The sequence below is a fragment of the Neobacillus sp. YX16 genome, from assembly GCF_030123505.1.
Taxonomy (GTDB): Bacteria; Bacillota; Bacilli; order Bacillales; family Cytobacillaceae; genus Neobacillus.
In genome coordinates, this window is sequence record NZ_CP126115.1 from 583,134 (window position 1) to 606,253 (window position 23,120).

Consider the following 23,120-nt stretch of genomic DNA (forward strand, 5'->3'; position numbering starts at 1 on the left):
GTATATGGAGACGATACTTATTTTGTAGTTTAAAAAAAGGAAATTCGGGGGGTAAATGATGAAAAGTTTTAAGAAAATACTTACTGCATTAACGCTTTCTGCGACATTACTTGCAGCAGGTTGTTCTAGTGATTCCGCAAAAACCTCTGGCTCATCCGGTAGTGATGGAGACAAAAAAGAAACAGTTTCCTTTACGTATTGGGGAGGGGACTTTGACAAGAAAAGAATGGAAGCCATTCGAACAGAATTCAATAAAGAGAATCCAGATATTGATGTTAAATTAATTCAGATTCCTTCTGATGGATATGATCAGAAATTACTAACATCCATGGCTGGCGGATCTTCATATGACGTTGTTCAGTTAGCAGAAGCATTTAATACGTATGCTGGCAAAGGAACATTAGAAGACTTAACACCATATATGGAAAAAGACGGAGTTTCTAAGGATGATTATTTCAGCGCAGGTATGGAAGCATACACATACGACGATAAAGTCATGGCGATGCCAATGCGTTTAGGTGCAATGATCATGTTATATAATAAAGATTTATTTGATAAAAATGGTATCCCTTATCCGACTGACAAGTGGACATGGGAAGATTTCCATAATGCAGCCCTTAAAATCACCAACAAAAAAGATGGAGTTTTCGGTGTTCAAGGTGTTGGAACTTGGTGGGCAAACTACATGGCTTATGTTGAATCATTTGGCGGAAGCTTAATGACAGAAGACCATACTAAGTTTAATTTGGATTCACCAGAATCAATAAAGGGACTTCAATTCATGCAGGATTTAATCTATAAGGATAAAGCTGCTCCTCTTGCTAGTGATATACCAAAAGGCGTTGATTTATGGACAAGCGGTAAGATTGGTATGTTAGTAGATGGTCCGTGGCATATATTATCAGCGATTGCAAACATTAAAGACTTCAAATGGGAAGTTGCTCCTATTCCTACAGGGGAAAAATTTACAACTCCGCTATTCTCTAATGCGTTTGCGATTCCAAAAGGATCTGAACACAAGGATGCTGCTTGGAAGGTTGTAAAGTTTTGGACAGGTGAAGTAGGTCAAACCATTTTGGCCAAAGAAGGTGGAGAAGTACCTCCTTTAAAATCAGTTGCTAACTCTGATGTTTACCTTAAAGTTCATGGAGATGCAGTAAACCTTCAAGCGCTTGTTACTTCAGTAGATGGTGCCTTCGTACCGCCAATTACATCAAAGTGGGGCGAAATCAACAAACTAGCAGATACCTACTTGGCTCCAATTTTTTCAGAAAATGCAGATGTTGAAAAACAACTAAAAGATATGAAGCCTCAAGTAGATAAAATGCTTACTGAGGCCCAACAGGCAAAGTAAAGAACGGGGAGGGTAGAGGTAATTACTTCTATCCTCCTATAAGTTAGGAGGGTTCTATGATGGCAAAAACAAAACAAGTATATTCTTCCATTTCCAAACATGAAAAGAGAAATTTTTGGATTTATATTTCACCCTGGATTATTGGTTTTCTAGCATTTACTGCAATCCCATTTTTTTCATCATTAGCACTAAGTTTTATGCAATGGGATATCATCACTCCTCCTAAATGGGTGGGATTTGATAATTATAAAGAACTAATGGAAGATAAGATTTATTTTTGGAATGCCTTACGTAATACAATCTTTTATGCGTTAGTAGGGGTTCCGCTCTCTGTGACATTAGGATTGCTCTTATCAATCATGCTTTCAAAAGAAATTAAAGGAATAAATGCCTTCAGAATTATTTTTTACCTGCCGGCAGTGTTCGGCGGAGTAGCTGTCCTTATGTTATGGAGCTACTTGTTGTATCCAGGAACCGGAAATGGAGATGCTGGATTAATTAATGCAGCACTTGGATGGTTTGGAATTGAGGGTCCCGGTTGGTCTCAGAGTGAGTTTTGGTCTAAACCAGCAGTTATACTTGTAGGTCTATGGGGTGTAGGAGGAAGCATGATGATTTGGCTGCCAGCGTTAGCAGGTGTTCCTAAGGAACTGCTGGAAGCAGCTGAAATAGATGGAGCCTCAAGATGGAGGAAATTTTGGAGTGTTTCATTTCCATTGATAACCCCTGCTATATTCTTTCAAGTTACCATGGGAATTATTGGTTCTTTCCAAATATTTATGGAGCCAAAGATTATGCCTGGTAATCAAAAAGCATGGACAGACAGTTTAATGGTTAATTTATTTGACAATGCTTTTACTTTTTACAAAATGGGATACGCTTCTGCAATCGCGTGGATTCTGTTCATCATGATAATGGTATTGACTGTTATTAATCTAGTAGTCTCAAAGAGGTGGGTATACTATGAGTCAAACTAATTCGGAGGTCATTTCACAAGTTCAAATAAATCAAAAAGCAAGTACAAGATCAAAACTTCCGAAGATTATTTTGCGGTCCTTACGGTATTTGGTTCTTACTGTCATTGCAGCTGCGCTGTTATTACCTTTGGTTTGGACCATTTCGGCTTCATTAAAACCGTCAAGTGAAATCTTTTCCGTTCCAATTCAATGGATTCCTTCTGAGTTTAAATGGGATAATTATTCCCGTGTTCTAAGTATTTTTCCTATGTTTCAGTATTCAGCAAATACGCTTATTATTACCATCAGCGCGATTATCGGACAAGTATTATCCTCCGTTTGTGTCGCTTATGGATTTGCACGCTTTCGTCATCCGCTAGCTAATGTGGTATTCCTGCTTGTATTAGCAACCATGATGATTCCCGGACAGGTAACAATGATTCCGCAATTTTTAATGTTTAAAGAATTTGGCTGGATTAACACCTATTTACCACTAATTGTTCCCAACTTTTTTGCAGCTGCGATTAACATCTTTTTATTACGTCAATTTATTATGGGAATCCCAAAAGAATTGGATGAGTCCGCCAAAATGGATGGCTGCAGTTCCTTTGGAATTCTTACGAGAATTATCGCCCCAATGTGTAAACCAATTATTATCACGATCATGATTTGGACATTTAACGCCAATTGGAATGATTTCATGGGACCGCTTATTTACTTGAATGATCCAGACAAGTTTACCTTACAGCTTGGAATCTATAGTTTAAACGCGGGCCAACAGGGAATTACAGATTATGGTATGATGTTTGCCGCAACGTTATTAGCATTAATTCCAACTCTTTTGCTCTTCGCAGTAGGTCAGAAGTATTTTATGAGTGGAATCAAACTTGGTGGAGCCCTAAAAGGGTAAAGGAGAAGGGATTCTATGAATGTACAAGATAAAACAAAAACAGGTATTCAATTATCCAAAAATGGGATTGAAATTAATGGAGAGCCAACGGTTATCCTTTGTGCCTCTCTCTTTTATTTTCGCATTCCAAGAGATCTTTGGAAAGATCGTCTATTAAAAGTAAAAAAGGCTGGGTACAACTGTATAGATGTCTACTTTCCTTGGAACTTTCATGAAATGGAACAAAATGATTGGGACTTTACAGGAGAGAAGGATGTAGAAGCATTTCTGCAGATGGCAGCAGAAGAAGGACTCTATGTTGTGGCACGTCCAGGACCATATATATGTTCTGAGTGGGATGGCGGTGCACTTCCTGCATACTTATTTTCCGATACAAATATGAGATTGAGAGATAATGATCCTGTCTTTCTAGAACACGTTAATCGATGGTTTGATCAGATTTTGCCCATTCTAAAAAAATATCAATTGGGACATGGGGGAACCATCATTTGTGTTCAGCTTGATAACGAACTTGATTTCTATGGCTGCCAAGACCCTGAGGGATATATTTCAGCTCTTCGGGACATGGCGGTAGTTCAAGGTTTAGAGGTTCCATTAATTGCCTGTGCAGGTCAAGGGGATTTATTCTTAGCAACAGGAAACTCAAAGGGTGTTATCCCGGCGTGTAATTTATATCCAAATGATCGAGATCCAGAGTTTGAGGCTAAGGTTCACGCATATGTAGATGACTTAAGCGCACAAAATGTACCATTAATGGTAACGGAAACAAATAGATCTCACTTTTTACTGCGACGTTTATTGGCAGGTGGAGCAAAACTATTAGGACCTTACTTACAGGTGTCAGGAACAAATTTTGGGTTTACCAACGCAGCTAATAATTGGGGTGATCCGCTCGCGCTTTTGACTTCTGATTATGACTTTGGAGGAATGATTTCTTCTACTGGAGAAGTACGTCCTGAAGCATATGAAGGCAGATTAATGAGCCGGGTGATACAAGCTGCAGGTGATTCATTGGCTCTATCATCTTATACAAATGATCACGGTTTTACGTTAAGCGGAGCCTCCTCATATGAGGTGACAGGACCTAATGTCTTGCAGCTGCATGGAGGCGGTTATTTGTATTCCTTACCTAATGTTAGTAACCAAGAGCAAACTGTTGCTATTCATTTAGAAGATAATACCTTTCCGGAACATACAAAGCTTACGATTCCAGAGGGGGGCTGCCCATTATTATTAGCTCAAACGCCGTTAAGTCATTGGGGTGTACCTCAGGGAAGATTAGAATTTGCTTCTGCTGAACTGATTGATGCACAAACTCATGGCGATCAAACTAACTTTGTGTTCTCCGGGCAAGGGGATTCGGAATTATCACTATTTCTTCCAAATCTGGTGAAGGTTGAAACGAATGGTGATCTCCAGATAAAACAAGAAGGAAACTTATTAACCTTTACAGCTCAAAGAAATGCTGCAGGCTCTGCTAAACTCATCTTAACAACAGGCCAAATCCTTACTATTACATTGCTTCAGCGTGAACAAGCACTTAGATTAAAGGAAGTACTAGTAGATGGACAATTAATTTTTGATGAGTTCACTACACAATCAATAGATAAGGAAATCCCTCAAATCAAATGGTCAGCAGCTGCTTTAAATAACGGTGCACCAGAATTAGGTGGAAACTCTCAACAACTTGGCTCCGATGCAGAATGGTTGGAAAACAGAGGGATATACAAAGGATATTCTTGGTATAAAGCTAAATTTACTTCACCAGAATCTAAAGGTGTATCAGGAGTTCTGCTGCAAGATGCAAGTGATATTTGCTCTGTTTATACAGACGACCAATATCATGGTACGGTTGTACCTGGAGGCGGAAGTTATTATATTCCGTTTGAAGCTGAAAAATCTAGCAAAGATATGAAGTTATTGGTTCGTTCTGAAATTTGGGGACATTCCAACTTTGATGATGCCCGGCTGCCTGCTTTTCGTCTGAAGGGACAAAAAGGGTTAACGGGTGCTGTTGCAGTGACCGATATTCTACAACTTAACAGTAATTGGCGCTTTAAAGAAGTTCGCACCTCTAATGAGCATCATGTATACACAGCTTTATCTTGTGACACTAAAAGCTGGCCGCTCATTAGCTGGAGTTCTTGGATGACAGAACATCATCCATCGTATGGTTATTACAGAAAAAGCTTCTCTCCATCTGCACATTCAAACACATGGGTCCTTCACCTTCCGGGAGTAAAGTCTCTTGTTACAGTATTTATTAATGGGAACGAGGCAGACAGGGTGAATCCATTAACCCCATATTTAGACCTTACTCCATGGGTCAGGGGCGGCGAGGAAGTACATCTAACTCTATTTCTAGAAACCTATTATGGCTTAAGTAATGGAGCTGTAATCCTTTACGAGGGTATAAAAGCGATAGATTGGGAGTTAACTTCTGCAAATGAAGCTGATTTATGGAACCAAGCTGTAAAGGCAAAATCATTAGCAGCCCCAACATCTTTACCTGTTGAGTTAGTTTCTGGGAGCAGTGCATGGCTATTTGGAGATCTTGATGGCATTGATCCAACAAGCTGTTGGAAGGTGTTATCCAGCGGTTCAAATATGAAGTTAACTTTGTATTTGAATGGTAGATTGATTGGCCGGATATGGAATCCATCCAGTACTTCGAAACCTCAAATGAGAGGCGGGAATGATCAATTAACTTTTATCCCTGGCCCATGGATTCGCAAAGAAGGTAATACTTTTGCTATTTTGTTAGAGTCTATAGAACGAGGCGAACCTGGTGTTATTGAAGAGATACGTTTCTTACAAGTGATAGATGAATGGAAAAGTAGATAATGTAAAGTGGATTAATAATGCAGCGTGGTAGTAAAAACAGTTAAGGAAGTGGATTAAATGTTTAAAGTAGATGGCTTAGTTCATCGTGTGTGCACATGGATATATCGTTTTTCTTATTTAAACCTATTATTCTTAGTTAGTTGTCTCCCAATCATAACCATCTTTCCTGCTGCGGCAGCACTTTTTGGAGTGGTTAGACAATGGGTTAAAAAGAATGATCCTCCTGTTTTTACTACCTACAAATCTCTTTTTGTTGAAAATTTTAAGCAGAGTATGATAATCGGCCCAGTTGTGACGGGACTATTTTTGCTAATCTTTGCTGACTTCTATCTCATTAGTCGGATGCAAATAGGTATGAATGAAATTCTTTTTATTTGTTTAGTGATGATCAGCTTCTTTTTATTCATTTCGGTTCTTTATCTATTACCTTTAATGGTTAATGGTTACTTTTCATCCAAACAATTAATGAAAAGTGCTTTTCAATTAGCAATATTTAAGCCTTTCATAACTTTAGTAAATTTATTGACCATAATTGGCTTGATTTTTATATCACTTCGATTTTCCTTTTTCTTAGTATTCTTCTTTTTCAGTGTTACAGCCTTTATTACGTATTGGTTTTCAGAAAAGAAGTTTATTCACGCTGCATTATCAATAAAGCAGTGATTAAAGTTTATCTAGCGGTGGAAGAGGAGATTGGTTCATAAGGAGCAAGTTGCTACCTAATTGAGGCAGTCTCCTTTATATTTTTCAACTCAAACTCCCCCCAAAATGAGATGTCAAATTTTCTGAAAAATAGTATAATAATTTATAAGAATTTGTAGAATCGAGGAATATTTTGTAAAGGTTTTCATTCAGAGTTAAATCTCCGGGGGGATGAGGATGAAGAAGATTTGGGCTTTCTTGATAGGTACCGTACTATTTTCAGTCCTAGTCACAGGATGTTCAGAAAGCGGTAAAAAGGCAGCGTCCGATTCGAAAAATGACAATAAGGTCACGATAAAGTTCCATTCTCATGGAAATGAGGAATCCTACAACTGGAAGAACACCATTGAAGCTTTTGAAAAAAAATATCCAAATATCGATGTAGAATTAGTTATTCTTAGTGAAAAAGGAGACACGCAGGAAGCAGCCAAGAAATTAGGTCTTGCAGCAGCATCAGGGGAACAAATGGATGTAATCATGTTCAGTGAATCCGCTAGTTATTCCCAGAATGTAAGTATGGGTATGGCTGCACCTCTGGATGAATTTATTAACGAAGAAGGATACAAAATTACAGAAGAATATAAGGTGGATACTCAAATAAACGGTAAATATTATGCTCTGCCAGGTAAATTTAATCCTTGGTTTGTTCTTTTAAATAAAGATCATTTGGATGCCGCAGGTCTTACAATCCCAAAGGATTGGACTTGGGATGAATTCATGGAATATGCGAAAGCCATGACACGAGACGGGCATTACGGAACCTATTTCCACGGACCTCAGAATGGAAGCTGGCTGGAGTATCTGAGACTTGCACTTGCAAGTGAAAATGAAGATTCAGAATTTACTACAGAAGTAGGTAAATCTAATCTGGAACATCCCTTCTTTAAGAAGACACTTGAAATGAGAGTAAAGATGGAAAAAGAGGACCATTCAGCTGTTCCGTATGAGGAGGTCCTGACTCAAAAGCTTCATTACCGAGAACAGTTTTTTACACAAGCTGCTAGCTCCATCATCATTGGAAGCTGGATAAATGCCGAGCTTGGAGGCACTGAACTGAATCCATTAAATTTCAATGTTACAGTTGCGCCTTTCCCAAAAAATGAAAAAGCTGATAAGGGTGGGTATACTCCAGTCACAACGGACTATATGGCGGTTGCAGCGAAATCAGAACATAAGAAAGAAGCATACACATTTATCCGATGGTACACGACAGAAGGTCAAATTATTCAAGGTAAAAACGTGCCGTCATGGAATAAGGTGAGTAATCATGATATTTCTATTATCATTGAAAGAATACTTAATGGTACAAAAAATCCTGAGAAAATTGATAAAAAATCACTGATAGATGTATTAACAAACGCCAAATCCTCAAAGTTTGTTTCACCTGTTCCAAATCAGGCCGAAATTTATAAAGTACTAAACGAAGAATATGAAAAATTAATTTTTGGTGAACAAAATATTGATAGGACGATTGAGGTTGCACAACAGAGGGTACAAGAAATTCTTAGCAACAATCAATAAACGGTTTGTCTATCGAGGGGTTTTTATCATACCTGTACAACTCCGGTAGGAGGATTGAGGATTATGTGGAATAGGGTAAGGGATTTGCTGGTACCATCAAGTTCTTTTCGTTTTAAAGTTATGTTCATTTCTATCATTTGTCTAGTCATTCCAGCCACTTTTACCTTATTTATCTATAACTATTTAACGAAGGATACGATAAAGGAGCAGGCACATTCAAACGCAAATAGGGAACTCTCCATTGCCAATGAATATGTGGAAAGGCTTCTAGAAGATATGATGTACATAACAAACTTTATACAAGTCGATGCAGAAATGAATACGATACTAAAGCGAAAAATTAAGAGTACAGAAAGTCAAACATCACAACAGAAATACGAACAGTTTTTAGATGACAGTAAAATAATTAAAACACTTGAAAATATTACATTGGTTGGCGGAAAGTCGTATGTGACAATTCTCTTGGAAAATGGTATATCGTATACAAATTACTCTAACTATGAATTAAATCCCAAAGATATCTATAGTGAAGATTGGTTTAAACAATTAAATAAAACAAAAGGTTATGAAACAGTGTGGATTAGCAGCCAGCCTACCATGTTTAAATCAGAAAAACCGATTAATCCCTATCAAATATCAGTTGCTAGGACATTAAGGGATGAAAGTTTAAATATTTACGGCTATGTGATTGTAACCATAATGGAAAATAAGATTAATCAAATATTCGAGAACATGAATGGCAAGGAAGAAATGATACTTTTAGATTCTTCAAACCAAATTATATCCCACACAAACGACGATAGAGTTGGAGAAAAGTTCAAATACAGTGATCAGCTTACAGAAAACTCGTCAAATATATTCGAGATTTCAAGAAAGGATTATTTAATAGCTGAACAAAAAATCTCATTTACCGACTGGAAGTTAGTATCGTTAATTCCCTATAAACAAGCAACAAATAAAATTAACACAATATTTAATAAAGTAGTGGCCTTTCAAGTTGTATTTTTCACGATTTTTCTATTCCTTATGACTTATTTCTTGAGATCAATTACAAAGCCAATTGTGCGTCTAGGCAATGTGGCAGACTTAGTACAGAAAGGAAATTTAAACATCCGCTCACATATTCAGGGGAAGGATGAGATAGGCAGACTGTCGTCGTCCTTCGATCAAATGCTTAATACCATCAATAAAATGATTCAGGATATAACAGCCACGCAGGAAAGAAAAAGGAAAGCAGAATTAGATATGCTTCAGGCACAAATCAACCCTCATTTCCTATTTAATGTTCTTAATTCCATTAGAATGAAGGTCATGGTAAAAGGAGATAAAGAAAGTGCTAATATGATTAGTTCCTTGTCAAAATTACTGCGTATGACAATAGCGAAAGACAAAGAAATCATCACATTTCAGGAAGAAGTTCAAATTGTCCTGGATTTTATTAACATCATGAATATGAGGCAAAAAGAAAAGGTAGATGTAGAAATAACTATTCAAGAAGCAGCAAATTTAATCATGATTCCAAGGTTTATTCTTCAGCCAATTATTGAAAACAGTATCATACATGGTTTAAACCAGAGTGCAGGCAAGATAATAGTCAATGCGGAAATGACAGAAAATGAAGTAATCATCATTATAGAAGATAATGGCGGGGGAATGGATGAGCAGACATTATCTCAACTAAAAAGGAAGCTAATCCACTCTCACACTCTGGATAATAATACATCTAAAAATAATAAAGGGTTCTCGTCGATAGGAATATCAAATGTATATGAACGAATGTTTATGACTTTTGGCAAGGAATTCAAAATGGATATAAACAGTGAATTAGAAAAGGGAACGCAAGTCATTATGTCCATCCCTAAAGGAGGCAGGAGACCTAATGTACAAAGTAATGCTAGTTGACGATGACTATCCAGTAATAGAATTATTGTCTGAGGCAATTGAGTGGGGAAACCTGGGAGTAATGCTTCAAAGTACGCACGAAAATGGTGCAGCTGCCTTCGAAAAAGCTTTGTATGAGATGCCTGATATATTAATTACAGATATCGGCATGCCAAAGATGAACGGGATAGAACTAACGAAAATGCTAAAAGAGCTAAATCCCCAATTGCAGATTGTCATTTTATCGTGTCATTCTGAATTTGAATTCGCAAAACAGGCATTAAGGCTGCAAGTACAGGATTATTTAGTAAAGGACATGTTTGATCCTGAAGACCTGTGCCAGGTAATTAAAAGGATAGTAGATAACCTTGAAAAACAAAAAAAGAAAGACGTTAAGCAGGTTCAATTACAACACTTGTTGGATAAAAATAAGAACAGCATGAGGGAAAGGTTCATCAAGAAAACCATCAATCAAGCATCAGTGGATGAAAAAGAGTGGCTAAATGAGGCTGAATCTTTAGGACTTCAGTTAGATCGAATAGCATACACAGCTTCAATGGCAATAATCCATGATTACAATTTAGAAAAAGAAAGATACCTATCAGAAGATACTTTAACATTTGCCATTCAAAATATCGTCTCAGATATTATAAAAGATTCTAAAACTGAAGCAGTTTTCTTTAGTTTCGGGGCAAAAGAAATTCTACTGTGTTTTCCGAATCTACATAAACTGAAAAAAGGTTCCTTTGATGAAAAAAAAGAATGTATCCAAAAAATTCAAAAGGCATTAAAAAATTATTTTAATATAAATATATCTTTTATGATGGGGAAAAGTTTCTCTAGCTTTACTGAATTGAGAAACGAATTAATTCTTTTACAAAGTGCAAAACATCAGCGGTTTTATATGGCTCCAGGAACAATCAACAAAAGAGAAGTGGTACAGCCTGAAAATGATGACTTGTTTTCGAAATATGATGAAGCAGCTTCAGAATTTAGAGAGTTAATGGTCGTAAAAGATGAAAGTATGATAACCCCAATTGTTACCAAATGGATCACTTTCATTGAAGAAAAGAAGTTTCATCCTGAATTGGTAAAGGAATGGATGTTGAAACTGCTTCTAGATTTTAAGGTTAAATTACAGGCACTGCAATTATTTCGTTCTGAATATATAGTGGAGGGTCTGCATAATAAGATTATTTTGAGTAATAATTTATCTGAATTAAAAGTTCTGCTCATTGATTTCTTTAAATCCCTTTTGAAGCGTTCTCAAGCGGCTTATAGTCAAACAAAGCGAAGTGAAATTTTGGATGCAATTGGTTACGTTTCTAGAAATCTAGAAAAAAGAATCAGTCTGGAAGAGGTATCCAGCTACTTATTTTTAAACCAAAGCTACTTTAGCCGCCTGTTCAAGAAAGAAGTAGGTGAAAACTTTGTTGAATTTGTTACCAAAATGAAGATTACCAGGGCTAAGGAATTGCTTGAACAAACGCCTGACTCTGTAGGGAAAATTTGTGAACGTCTAGGATATGATAACCAAAGCTATTTTATTAAACTATTTAAAACCCATGTAGGGGTAACACCCATTGAGTTTCGAGGCGGGAAAGCATCTGCAGGGTAAAGTCCAGATTAAATTCTGGGCTTTTTTTTTCGTAAAATATAGCTGCACTCCTCGTATTATGATAAAAAGTAAAATTAATAGAGTGTTCAGTAAAAATAATTGCATAGTATTATATCTATTAAATATTATAATGATTTGTAAGCGCTTTTAAATAAGAGTGAAATAACTCCTTGAAAGGAATTAATAAACAAATGAGACATCATACATTCGCAAAAACACCTCCATTAGGCTGGAATAGCTGGGATTGTTACGGTGCAGCCGTTAGGGAAGAGGAAGTAAAAGGAAACGCTGACTACTTGGCTGAACAATTAAAACCGTTTGGCTGGGAGTATGTAGTGGTAGATATTCAATGGTATGAACCAGGTGCAGTCTCTTCGGTATACCGCCCATTTGTACCATTGGAAATGGATGAGTATTCTAGGTTAATTCCTGCCGTAAACCGGTTTCCTTCTGCAGAAGGAGGTAAAGGGTTCAAATCCTTAGCTGATTATGTACATAACCTGGGATTAAAATTTGGTATTCACATCATGAGAGGAATTCCGAGGCAGGCAGTTCATGCGAATACACCAATTTTAGGAACAAATGCTGGGGCAAGAGATATAGCCCATCCAAATTCAATTTGTCCATGGAATACGGATATGTATGGGGTCGATGCATCAAAAGAAGGGGCGCAGGAATATTATAATTCCCTTTTCCAATTATACGCAGAATGGGGAGTAGATTTTGTTAAAGTGGATGATATTGCCGCCTCGAGACTTTATCACATTCATAATGAAGAAATCGAACTGATTCGAAAAGCAGTTGATCACAGCGGGAGAGATATGGTCCTAAGCCTATCGCCAGGACCAGCACCACTTGAATATGCAGAGACCCTAAAGGCGAATGCCAACATGTGGAGAATGACGGATGATTTTTGGGATCAGTGGAGCCTGCTCTATGGAATGTTTGAAAGATGTGAAAAATGGGTTGAGCATTCTGCTCCGGGCCATTGGCCAGACTGTGACATGCTGCCTCTAGGTCATATCGGCATCCGTTCTGTTGATGGAGGCGGCAGTGACCGCTGGACGCGATTCACCAGAGATGAACAAGTAACAATGATGACTCTTTGGTCTATTTTCCGCTCGCCGCTGATGTTTGGCGGAGAACTTCGGGACAATGATGAATGGACCCTTTCATTACTTACCAATAAAGAAGTATTGGAATTAAATCAAAACAGCCATAGCAAGCGTCTTGTTTACCGTCAAGATGATAGGATTGTCTGGACCGCTAAAGATAGACAGAATCATACCTATGCGGCCCTTTTTAATGCAAGTGATGAACCTGCATTGGTACAAGTAACGTTGGAGCAGTTAGGCCTCTCATCCTCAGTATGTATGAGAGATGTCTGGAAACAGGAAGAGCTGGGTCATGCCCAAGATTTGATTAGCCAAACACTGCCGTCACATGGATCAATGCTACTTAAGCTTTATTGATTGAATCGTTTAAATACCTATTACTAGTTCATATGGAGGTTCTTGTTAATGGAAAATAAAGTAATAATCAACTCCGATATCCCAAAAGGAAAGATAAATAAAAATATTTATGGACATTTTGCTGAGCACCTTGGGAGATGTATCTATGAGGGGATTTGGGTGGGGGAGAATTCTTCCATTCCAAATACAAAAGGAATTCGTAACGATGTGTTAGCGGCATTGAAGAATATTAATGTCCCTGTGCTTCGATGGCCGGGCGGCTGCTTTGCGGATGAATACCATTGGAAGGATGGCGTCGGCCCAAGTGAAAGTAGGAAACGTATGGTTAACACTCATTGGGGCGGTGTAGTTGAAAATAATCATTTTGGCACACATGAATTTATGCTTTTATGTGAGCTGTTAGCATGTGAGCCTTATATATGTGGAAACGTCGGAAGTGGAACTGTCCAAGAAATGTCAGAGTGGGTTGAATACATGACTTTTGAAGGAGAGTCTCCAATGGCTAACTGGCGCCGGGAGAATGGTCAAGACGAGCCTTGGGAATTAACCTATTTTGGTGTCGGGAATGAAAACTGGGGCTGCGGCGGAAACATGCGTCCTGAATATTATGCAGACCTATACCGCCAGTATCAAACCTATGTAAGAAACTATGGGAATAACAAAGTTTATAAAATTGCCGGCGGCGCCAATTCTGATGATTATAATTGGACAGAAGTACTAATGAAGAATGCCCACTGGTTAATGAATGGATTAAGTCTTCATTATTACACGGTTCCAGGCGAGTCTTGGTCCAATAAAGGATCAGCTGTCGATTTCCCTGAAGCCGAGTGGTTTCAAACCATGAAAAAGGCCCTTCATATGGATGAATTAGTAACGAAACATAGCACCATTATGGACAAATATGATCCACAAAAACGCGTTGGATTGATTATCGATGAGTGGGGGACATGGTTTAACGTTGAGCCGGGAACAAATCCAGGATTCCTATATCAACAAAACACCATCCGCGATGCATTGGTTGCAGGTTTACACTTTAACATCTTCCACCACCACTGTGAGCGTGTACAAATGACGAATATTGCTCAAACGGTCAATGTGCTGCAAGCCATGATTTTAACAGAGGGTGAAAAAATGATTCTTACACCAACTTATCATGTGTTTGACATGTACAAGGTCCATCAGGATGCTGAGCTATTAGCGGTTGAATCTTCATTTGGCACTTATGAGTACAACGGAGAGGCTGTACCACAAGTAAGTGTATCGGCATCTAAGAATGCCGAAGGAAAAGTTCATATCAGTCTTTGTAATATTGATCCTACTAACAAAGCGGTATTAGATATTGACCTTCGTGGGATTAATGCTGCAGATACAAAAGTTTCAGGAACTATCCTCACCGCTGATACGATGAATGCTCATAATACATTTGAGCAGCCTGATGTCGTAAAACCAACAGAATTTACTAGTGTAACAGTTGAAAAGAACAAATTGACTATTAATCTTCCAGCCATGTCTGTTGTTACAATCGTTTTAGAGTAGGTTTGGTTTTCCTATTGCCAAAAAATATAACGCAAGAAGTCGGGCAAAGTCTTTAAGATAAAGACTTTGCCCGATTTTGGTAAAATCTAAAGATCTTTTCAGGTAGTGGGTTTCCTTACAGAATGTTCCCAACATATTGTTTTCGAAATTGACTGGGTGATAGTTTTTCTAGTTTTTTAAAGACCCTGCTAAAATATGCAGACTGGGTGAATCCGCAAACTTCTGAAATTCTATCCGTACTCCAATCTGTTGAAAGCAGCAGAATCTTAGCTTGGTCTATACGAATTTTATTAATATATTCAATCGGCGTACAGCCAAAAGCCTGGATCATACATCTTGCAATATGATTAGGATGGAACCTGAGGGCATGGCCAAGATCTTCGTAAGTGACCCTTTGGGCATAATTTTTCCTCAAATAGACAGCAGCTTTTTCTGCGACTGCAAATGCAGGCATAGAGTTTGCTAACTTCATATGTGTTGAAAGCTCCTGAAGTAATTGTTGAAAGAGAATTTGACGCTGCCATTCGCCAGTGTAGATTGACTCATCTTCAGAAGAAATAATTTTCGAGCATAGATGTTCGATTGTTTCCCAATTTGATAATTTACAATACTGAGGCAGTGTAATTCCGAAAGGATTTTCAACAAAAGCGTTTCTCCGCTCTCCAGTTGCTTTTTCATCATATTGGAAGGGTTTAGATGTCGTTAGGTCCTGCCAGCCTTTGGAAGCAGTGAAATGAAACCAAAAAAAGTGAGTAATTTGGTCACAGGGTGAGATAGAAAAATGGTGCCGGTCGGGGTAGAGGATTAGTGTATCCCCGCTGCTAACCTGGAATTGTTGCTCATCTTCACCCATGTGCAATCGTCCTTCTGTGACAACTAACAAATCAAAAACACCAATCTTGTTACGATTTATATGTGATTGCCCAATTTCAAATGTATTTTGACCAGCAGCAAGCAAAGTCGGCAGGGGAGGGGCAAATAATTGAAGCATTTCTATCTCCTTTTATGTTAGGATTGTGCAAATTTTTGTTATGATTTTGTATTTTATTCTTTAATTATAACCATATAATAGGTTCATAAATGTTTTATTTTTGTTACTAGGGTAAAAGAATTAAAGTTAAATATAAATACATATAAGGGGAGTTACGATAATAATATGTATTTATGTTTAAGCATCGGGGAGGGATTTAGTGAATGATGCAAAGCATGCGCTGGGTTTGGGGGTATATAAGGAATTTTCGAATAAGGTTATTTTGCGGCCTTTTTCTAGCATTAGTGGTTTCTGTGTTAAACATGCTTAACCCCTATTTTGCTGGGAAAATCGTTGATAAGGTTATTTATGGCCAAGAGAATGAACGTTTATGGATTTTTTTAGGTTCAATGATTGGCATAACCGTCATTAAGACAGTCGTTCGCTATAATTATCAGTTAATGTTCGAACGAGTTTCCCAAAGTGTCATCTTCACCATACGGGAAAAATTATATGACACACTGAACCAATTAGATTTCAGGTTTTTCGATCAGACAAAAACAGGAGATATCATGGCACGAATGACAGGGGATTTAGAAGCTGTCAGGCATTTTACTGCGTGGACAATTTACATGATATTTGAGAATATTACGATCCTGCTATTTGCCATTGGGTTTATGTTCTATATTCACCCGCCGTTAGCTTTAGCTATGCTTGCGGTTACACCGATTATTGGATTCTTTGCCATGCGTTTATCCTTTACGGTCAAACCAACGTTTTCAGCCATTAGGGGACAGTTTGCGAGGTTAAATTCAGTTGTGCAGGAAAACATTAGCGGAAATCGAGTCGTAAAGGCCTTTGCTAAGGAAGGGTACGAAATTGAAAAGTTTTCAAAAGAAAATGAAGCCTTCAAGGAGAAGAATCTTGCCTCCTCGAAAGTCTGGGAAAAATATTTGCCTATTCTCGATTCACTTGCAGGTGTATTAACAGTGGTAATGATCGTAGTTGGAGGATACATGGTCATTAATCAGTCCCTGACTATGGGTGAGTTGGTCACGTTTAATTCATTAATTTGGGCATTAAATAATCCAATGCGAATGGCTGGGTGGTTACTTAATGATGTCCAAAGGTTTGTTGCCTCGGCTGAAAAAGTGGAAGAATTATTAAATACAGAACCAGAAATAAAGAATGAAACAAAAAGGTACAATGTTAAGCAATTCAAAGGTATTGTGGAATTTGACCAAGTTTCCTTTAGTTATGGGGACGAACAAGTATTGAATGATATAAGCTTCAAGATTAGACAGGGACAAACGGTAGGCATTATCGGTCCTACTGGGGCCGGTAAATCGACATTAGTCAATCTTCTTAGCAGGTTTTATGACGCTTCCAAAGGGGAAGTAAGATTGGATGGACTTAATGTAAGAGATTGGGATATTCATAAATTGAGAAATAGCATGGCTACAGTTATGCAGGATATATTTCTTTTTTCAGATACGATTGAAGGAAATATAGCTTATGGGAATCCAAATGCCTCCGTCCATGCTGTTCAAGCCGCGGCTAAAATGGCAGAAGCAGATGATTTTATTTCAAAGCTGCCAGAGGGGTACGATACTATTATTGGAGAACGGGGAGTAGGTCTTTCCGGAGGACAGCGGCAACGGATTGCATTAGCGCGGGCGATATTAAAAGATCCATCCATCTTAATTTTGGACGATACAACATCCGCGTTGGATATGGAAACTGAGATGCGCATCCAAAGAACCTTAAAATCATTTCTAAAGGAAAAAACCTGTTTTATTATTGCTCATCGTATTTCTTCAGTAAAGGATGCAGATTTAATTCTTGTAATGGAAAATGGCACAATCATTGAAAGAGGGAATCATAAAGAATTGCTTGCGAAAAAAGGGAGTTACTTTAAAGTGTTTAAAAATCAAGTTGGAAATTTTGATGGTGTGCATGACCTTGAGGAGGTGAACTATCTCAATGGCTCGCAATAAATTTGATGTGGATGAAGAGTTGGAATCTCCATTTAGTTTTATACAGCTTAAGCGGTTGATGGTTTATTTAAAGCCTTACAAAAAAAAGATCCTATTTACTGTTTTTATCATGTTGTTTGCCAGCGGGGCAAACTTAATTGGACCGTATTTAATTAGTAAAGCCATTGACGAGGAAATTCCGGGCAAGGATTTAGGTGGATTAATGGTTCTTGCAGGTATTTACTTAATTGCCATAATCATCACTGGGATATGTATGAAATATAAAATTAGAATGATGTCCCAGATTGGGCAAAGTGTCATTGTCCAGATTAGGAAAGACCTGTTCACTCATTTACAAAAGTTATCATTTACCTTCTATGACAGCCGACCGCATGGGAAGATTTTGGTGAGGGTGGTAAACTACGTAAACTCCTTAAGTGATTTATTATCGAATGGATTAATTAATTTGATTACTGACCTTTTCAGTCTTCTCGTGATTCTAGGTTTTATGTTAGCGATTGATGTTAAGTTAACTCTTTTGGCGATGATTGGGTTTCCAATCCTTGCAGCCGTTATCCTGCTAATTAAAAATGCCCAGCGGAAAGCATGGCAGGTGTTAAGTAACAAACAATCCAACTTGAATGCTTATATTCATGAAAGTATTAATGGCATTAAAGTGACACAAGCTTTTACAAGGGAAGAAGAAAACAAACGAATTTTCAGTGAAGTATCTGATAGTTATAGAAGCTCGTGGATGAGGGCAGTGAGAATCCAGTTCCTGCTATGGCCATCAATTGAAAACATTTCAGTACTTACGACCTCACTCATTTATGTTGTCGGCATCTCTCTTATTGGTGATGGAGTAACAGTTGGAGCATTGGTTGCTTTTGTTGGGTACATAGGAATGTTTTGGGCACCAATAGCGAATATCGGGAATTTTTATAATGCTATTATTAATGCCACGGCATATTTAGAAAGAATATTTGAAATGATTGATGAAAAACCGACAGTTAAAGATCTTCCGATTGCGTCTGAGCTACCTTTAATAAAGGGGAAAGTGGAGTTCAAAGATGTTACGTTTGGATATGAAGAAGGAGAGAAAATCCTTAAAAACATTAATCTAAGTGTGAATCCTGGTGAAACGATTGCTCTAGTTGGAGCTACAGGTTCAGGAAAGACAACGATAGTCAGTTTACTTAGTCGTTTTTATGATGTAAGCAGCGGCACGATTGAAATAGACGGAGTTGATATTCATTCTGTAACCATTGCCTCTCTTAGAAAGCAGATGGGTGTCATGCTTCAGGATCCTTTTATTTTCTCTGGTACGATTATGGATAATATCCGTTATGGACGACTTGATGCTACAGATGAAGAAGTGATGGAAGCAGCGAAAGCTGTCCAGGCTCATCCATTTATTAGTGGATTGTCTGAGGGGTATAAAACAGAGGTAAATGAGAGAGGCACAAGACTTTCTACTGGACAGAGACAGCTGATTTCATTTGCACGAGCGCTTTTGGCTGATCCGAAGATATTAATTCTTGATGAGGCAACATCATCCATAGATACAGAAACAGAGCTTGCCTTACAAAAAGGACTAGAAACACTGTTAGCAGGGAGAACATCCTTTATTATTGCACATCGTCTTTCCACCATACAAAATGCAGACCGTATCCTTGTTATTGATAAAGGCAAAATCATAGAGGAAGGTTCTCATAAAGAATTAATAGGACAAAAAAGTTACTATTGGAAGCTGCATCAATCACAGTATCAATCCTTAGAAGTGGGATAAGTCAAAAAAGTAAGAGTGTGAAGTAAAGTGACCCAATAGGGAATTTTCCTTTTGGGTCACTTTCGTTTAAAGCATAGGATGGTCTTTCCTAAAGGAGGAAGCAAGTAAAATGTACAAAGTAATGCTAGTCGACGATGATTTTCCAGTAATAGAAATGTTGTCAGAATTAATTGAATGGGAGAAACTGGGAGTGACACTGCATAGTACACACGAAAATGGCAAAAGTGCATTTGAAAAAGCTTCCGAGGAGATGCCGGATATATTAATTACCGATATCGGTATGCCCCAAATGAATGGGATTGAACTGACTAAACAGTTAAAAGAGATAAATCCGAATTTACAGGTAGTTATTTTATCCTGCCATACGGAATTTAAATTTGCCAAACAAGCATTAAATCTAAGGGTGCAGGACTATCTAGTTAAAGACATGTTTGATTCAGAAGAATTTTGCCAAGTAATCAAAAAAATAGTAGAAAACCTGGAGAGAAAAGATAGTCAAAATTTTGTATATATAAATCAAAATACCGTTAATATTTTCAACTTGCCCTAATTTATAATAAAAGGAATTGGATTAGGAGGTAGAAATTTTTGCTAACAGCCGGGCTTAAGAGTTTAGTAGGGTCTCAAACTTCTCTATTGTTTCCTACTAGGGAATCCAAAGTAAATTGGTGGAAAGATATAAGACAAAAACCTGCTTATCAACTGCTTCTTAATGAAATTAGAGATGAAGGGGATAGACTTTTAAAAGAAAGCGATCCTGAACTGACGTTTTCTCTGTTCAAAATCTTTGGGGAAACAGGATCCCGCCTAGAATTTGAGAAGATTTATTTCGAAAAGCGGAGACGACTAACGACCTTTGCAATTATGGTGTTACTTGAACCTGAAAAAGACGAATATTTGGCGGCACTAGAAAACACGATATGGTCCGTTTGCAATGAATATTCCTGGTGTCTGCCTGCACATCTACAAAATAGTCCGGAAACATCGGTGGACGTTCATTACTCACTCGATAATCCGGTTAAGAAAGAGTATTCTATTGATCTATTTGCCGCTGAAACGGCCTTTGCGTTAGCTGAAATAGTAAAACTAACGGAGGATTCTTTAAATCCACAAATTTGTAAGCGCATTTATGAAGAAATATATAATAGAATCTTTTTCCCTTTTAAAGAAAAAACCTTTGGCTGGGAGAAACAAACACATAATTGGGCAGCTGTATGTGCGGGATCCATTGGTTGTGCAGCACTGCATTTAATCCAAGATCAAGATGTACTTGCCATCATTTTAGAACGGGTAATGGACGCAATGGATTCTTACTTAAAAGGTTTCCAGGATGATGGGATATGCCTTGAGGGGTACGGTTATTGGGAATATGGTTTTGGGTATTATGTCTATTTTGCAGATTTATTGAAAAAGAAGACAGAAGGAAGGTTGAACCTATTCGACTCTGAAAAGGTTCATCAAATTGCTCTTTTTCAACAAAGGACCTTTTTAAATCGGAATCTTGTTGTTAACTTTTCAGACTCACATCCGACCGCTTCTGTTTTTCTGGGGCTGAGCCATTATTTAAGCAAAATTTATAGTGATTTCGAAGTTCCAGAAACCTATCTTCGTTCTCATTATACGGACGACCATTGCAGCAGATGGGCTCCAGCAATCCGAAATCTATTGTGGTTTGATGAAGATTCTCTTCCATTACCTTGGAGAAATGGCACCCATTATTCAAAGGATTCGGAATGGTTTCTTTCGAGGCACATTTGTGAATTGGGAAGTTTTGCATTTGCAGCAAAAGGCGGACATAACGACGAGCCTCATAACCATAACGACATTGGCCACTTCATTTTGCAAGGAAATACAGAAGTGTTCTTTAAAGATTTAGGAAGTGGTTTATACAGTAAGGATTACTTTAGTGAAAAACGCTATTCTTTTTTATGTAATGGCTCCCAAGGACATTCTGTTCCAATAATAAATCACCAATTTCAAAAAGCTGGAGCAGAAAAATCTGCTGACATTCTTCATGTTTCTATAGGAGAAGAGGTTGATATCTTTGAAATGGATATTGCAAATGCGTATGAGGTTGAGAGTCTTCAAAGAGTAAAGCGAAGATTTACATGGATAAAAACAAATCAACCAAAACTGATATTGGAAGACGCATATTCTTTTGCTGAGCAGCCAGATTCAATCGTGGAACGGTTCATTACACCTGTATTAGTAATCACAAAGACCAAAGATGGAGTCATTCTAGAAGGGCAGAATAAAGTAAGAATTTCATATGATACGAGGCAGCTTAAGCTAGAGACAAAATTGATTCCTTTTATCAATCATTTCGGTAAGTCAGAAGATATTCTAGCCCTCGACTTTATTGTACTGCACCCTGATAGGGAGTGTAGTGTCGAGTTGGCATTTCAATTTGAATAGACGGGGTGAAGAGATTGACTGAACAACAGTGGATAGAAGAAGCGTGGGAAAATGTCACGAATAAAATTAGTAGAACAAGTAAGAGAATAGGTGCGAACTTTCCTCATGCCAGTGAGAATGGGCAGTATGTACTTGCAGAACCTCATTGGTGGACTGCTGGTTTCTGGCCGGGACTATTATGGCTTATTTATCGAGATTCAAAAAATGAGAATTTAAGACTACTAGCGGAGGAATGTGAGGACAAGTTAGATATTGTCCAACGAGACTATTACAAACTTGATCATGATATGGGTTTTATGTGGACATTGACCAGTGTTGCTAGGTATAAAATCTTGGGTGAAGAAGAATCGAAACGGCGTGGACTGATAGCAGCAAATCTATTAATGGGGCGCTTTAACCCAAATGGTAACTATATTCGAGCATGGAATCCATGGACCGAAGGAGAAGACAATAGTGGAATTGCCATTATTGACTGTATGATGAACCTGCCGCTCTTGTACTGGGCATCTGAAGAAACAGGTGATCCAAGGTTCAAAGGTGTTGCCCAAAAGCATGCCGAAATGGTAGTAGATCACTTTATCCGAAGCGATGGCGGAGTTCACCATATTATTCGGTTCGACCCTAATAACGGTGAAAAGATAGAAGCGCTGGGCGGGCAGGGGTATGCGCCGGAATCTGCCTGGTCTCGGGGTACCGCATGGGCCATTTACGGACTCACGCTAACTTACCATTATACAGGTGAAGAAAAATATCTAGATTATGCCAAGCGGGTTGCTCATTTTTTTATTTCTCACTTGTCGGAAGATTTCGTACCAGATTGGGATTTTCGTCTTCCGAAAGAAGTAGATTCACCAAAGGACTCTTCAGCAGGAGCCATAGCTGCGTGCGGCCTTCTCTTGCTTGCTGACAAAGCAGCTTCCGAAGAGTCCCCTATATATAAGAAAGCAGGAGTAAGGATTCTTCAGTCCTTATACAACCATTACAGTGATTGGGAAGGATCAGAAGAGGGATTAATTCTCCATGCAACAAGTCATTTCCCACAAGGAAAATATACGGATAATCCTCTCATATATGGTGACTATTATTTTGTCGAGGGTCTAGCGTATTTAAAAGGGTTTAAAGATTTATTTTGGTAGATTGATAGCTGAAGGAAAAAAGGAACCATTTCTCTGTCAG

16 protein-coding genes are annotated in these 23,120 nt (G+C 38.1%); 15 read left to right on the plus strand and 1 reads right to left on the minus strand.

Features of this window, described 5'->3' with window-relative positions; genetic code table 11:
• Nucleotides 1–55 precede the first annotated feature (55 nt).
• From QNH48_RS02945 to QNH48_RS02990, 10 genes are all read left to right on the plus strand, one after another.
• Complete coding sequence (locus tag QNH48_RS02945; RefSeq protein ID WP_283953694.1) at nt 56–1,354, plus strand: ABC transporter substrate-binding protein; 1,299 nt, start codon at nt 56–58, stop codon at nt 1,352–1,354.
• 56 nt (nt 1,355–1,410) lie between these two features.
• Nucleotides 1,411–2,331, plus strand: coding sequence for a carbohydrate ABC transporter permease (locus tag QNH48_RS02950; RefSeq protein ID WP_283953695.1), 921 nt, complete (start codon nt 1,411–1,413; stop codon nt 2,329–2,331).
• Nucleotides 2,318–3,220, plus strand: a complete 903-nt coding sequence (locus QNH48_RS02955) for a carbohydrate ABC transporter permease (RefSeq protein ID WP_283953696.1) — start codon at nt 2,318–2,320, stop codon at nt 3,218–3,220. Before QNH48_RS02950 ends, QNH48_RS02955 begins: the two co-directional genes overlap by 14 nt.
• A gap of 15 nt (nt 3,221–3,235) precedes the next feature.
• The gene (locus QNH48_RS02960; protein WP_283953697.1) at nt 3,236–6,064 is read left to right on the plus strand and encodes a beta-galactosidase; all 2,829 of its coding nucleotides are present in this window, start codon (nt 3,236–3,238) and stop codon (nt 6,062–6,064) included.
• 57 nt (nt 6,065–6,121) lie between these two features.
• Nucleotides 6,122–6,727, plus strand: coding sequence for a YesL family protein (locus QNH48_RS02965; protein ID WP_283953698.1), 606 nt, complete (start codon nt 6,122–6,124; stop codon nt 6,725–6,727).
• Nucleotides 6,728–6,943: 216 nt separating this feature from the next.
• Nucleotides 6,944–8,287 (plus strand): ABC transporter substrate-binding protein, encoded by a 1,344-nt coding sequence (locus QNH48_RS02970; RefSeq protein ID WP_481858453.1) that lies wholly within the window; start codon nt 6,944–6,946, stop codon nt 8,285–8,287.
• A 63-nt stretch (nt 8,288–8,350) separates the two neighbouring features.
• The gene (locus tag QNH48_RS02975) at nt 8,351–10,189 is read left to right on the plus strand and encodes a sensor histidine kinase (protein WP_283953700.1); all 1,839 of its coding nucleotides are present in this window, start codon (nt 8,351–8,353) and stop codon (nt 10,187–10,189) included.
• A complete protein-coding gene (locus QNH48_RS02980; RefSeq protein WP_283953701.1) occupies nt 10,167–11,786 on the plus strand; it encodes a response regulator transcription factor in 1,620 nt (539 codons plus the stop codon). The genes QNH48_RS02975 and QNH48_RS02980 overlap by 23 nt, the downstream gene beginning before the upstream one ends.
• Before the next feature lie 191 nt (nt 11,787–11,977).
• Nucleotides 11,978–13,258 carry a glycoside hydrolase family 27 protein gene (locus tag QNH48_RS02985; protein WP_283953702.1) on the plus strand — a complete coding sequence of 427 codons (1,281 nt, stop codon included), beginning with the start codon at nt 11,978–11,980 and terminating at the stop codon, nt 13,256–13,258.
• Between the two features lie 48 nt (nt 13,259–13,306).
• Entirely contained in the window at nt 13,307–14,794 is a 1,488-nt protein-coding gene (locus QNH48_RS02990; RefSeq protein WP_283953703.1) for an alpha-N-arabinofuranosidase, read from the plus strand.
• Nucleotides 14,795–14,909: 115 nt separating this feature from the next.
• Here QNH48_RS02990 and QNH48_RS02995 read toward each other — a convergent pair whose 3' ends face one another.
• Complete coding sequence (locus QNH48_RS02995; protein WP_283953704.1) at nt 14,910–15,785, minus strand: helix-turn-helix transcriptional regulator; 876 nt, start codon at nt 15,783–15,785, stop codon at nt 14,910–14,912.
• A 206-nt stretch (nt 15,786–15,991) separates the two neighbouring features.
• Here QNH48_RS02995 and QNH48_RS03000 point away from each other — a divergent pair, with 206 nt between their 5' ends.
• The 5 genes from QNH48_RS03000 (at nt 15,992) to QNH48_RS03020 (ending at nt 23,080) form a co-directional block, all read left to right on the plus strand.
• Nucleotides 15,992–17,761 (plus strand): ABC transporter ATP-binding protein, encoded by a 1,770-nt coding sequence (locus QNH48_RS03000; protein ID WP_283955666.1) that lies wholly within the window; start codon nt 15,992–15,994, stop codon nt 17,759–17,761.
• Nucleotides 17,748–19,529, plus strand: coding sequence for an ABC transporter ATP-binding protein (locus QNH48_RS03005; RefSeq protein ID WP_283953705.1), 1,782 nt, complete (start codon nt 17,748–17,750; stop codon nt 19,527–19,529). The genes QNH48_RS03000 and QNH48_RS03005 overlap by 14 nt, the downstream gene beginning before the upstream one ends.
• 109 nt (nt 19,530–19,638) lie before the next feature.
• A complete protein-coding gene (locus QNH48_RS03010) occupies nt 19,639–20,079 on the plus strand; it encodes a response regulator (protein ID WP_283953706.1) in 441 nt (146 codons plus the stop codon).
• 38 nt (nt 20,080–20,117) lie between these two features.
• Nucleotides 20,118–21,944 carry a heparinase II/III family protein gene (locus QNH48_RS03015; RefSeq protein WP_283953707.1) on the plus strand — a complete coding sequence of 609 codons (1,827 nt, stop codon included), beginning with the start codon at nt 20,118–20,120 and terminating at the stop codon, nt 21,942–21,944.
• A gap of 5 nt (nt 21,945–21,949) precedes the next feature.
• The gene (locus QNH48_RS03020; protein ID WP_481858454.1) at nt 21,950–23,080 is read left to right on the plus strand and encodes a glycoside hydrolase family protein; all 1,131 of its coding nucleotides are present in this window, start codon (nt 21,950–21,952) and stop codon (nt 23,078–23,080) included.
• Nucleotides 23,081–23,120 lie beyond the last annotated feature (40 nt).

Bases quoted from the DNA above. Each gene is read 5' to 3' on its own strand.
- QNH48_RS02990 (WP_283953703.1), top strand. From the start codon at position 13,307: ATGGAAAATAAAGTAATAATCAACTCCGATATCCCAAAAGGAAAGATA.
- QNH48_RS02975 (WP_283953700.1), top strand. From the start codon at position 8,351: ATGTGGAATAGGGTAAGGGATTTGCTGGTACCATCAAGTTCTTTTCGT.
- QNH48_RS02970 (WP_481858453.1), top strand. From the start codon at position 6,944: ATGAAGAAGATTTGGGCTTTCTTGATAGGTACCGTACTATTTTCAGTC.
- QNH48_RS02980 (WP_283953701.1), top strand. From the start codon at position 10,167: ATGTACAAAGTAATGCTAGTTGACGATGACTATCCAGTAATAGAATTA.
- QNH48_RS03000 (WP_283955666.1), top strand. From the start codon at position 15,992: ATGCAAAGCATGCGCTGGGTTTGGGGGTATATAAGGAATTTTCGAATA.
- QNH48_RS02955 (WP_283953696.1), top strand. From the start codon at position 2,318: ATGAGTCAAACTAATTCGGAGGTCATTTCACAAGTTCAAATAAATCAA.
- QNH48_RS02965 (WP_283953698.1), top strand. From the start codon at position 6,122: ATGTTTAAAGTAGATGGCTTAGTTCATCGTGTGTGCACATGGATATAT.
- QNH48_RS02960 (WP_283953697.1), top strand. From the start codon at position 3,236: ATGAATGTACAAGATAAAACAAAAACAGGTATTCAATTATCCAAAAAT.
- QNH48_RS03005 (WP_283953705.1), top strand. From the start codon at position 17,748: ATGGCTCGCAATAAATTTGATGTGGATGAAGAGTTGGAATCTCCATTT.
- QNH48_RS02985 (WP_283953702.1), top strand. From the start codon at position 11,978: ATGAGACATCATACATTCGCAAAAACACCTCCATTAGGCTGGAATAGC.
- QNH48_RS02945 (WP_283953694.1), top strand. From the start codon at position 56: ATGATGAAAAGTTTTAAGAAAATACTTACTGCATTAACGCTTTCTGCG.
- QNH48_RS02995 (WP_283953704.1), bottom strand. From the start codon at position 15,785: ATGCTTCAATTATTTGCCCCTCCCCTGCCGACTTTGCTTGCTGCTGGT.
- QNH48_RS03010 (WP_283953706.1), top strand. From the start codon at position 19,639: ATGTACAAAGTAATGCTAGTCGACGATGATTTTCCAGTAATAGAAATG.
- QNH48_RS02950 (WP_283953695.1), top strand. From the start codon at position 1,411: ATGATGGCAAAAACAAAACAAGTATATTCTTCCATTTCCAAACATGAA.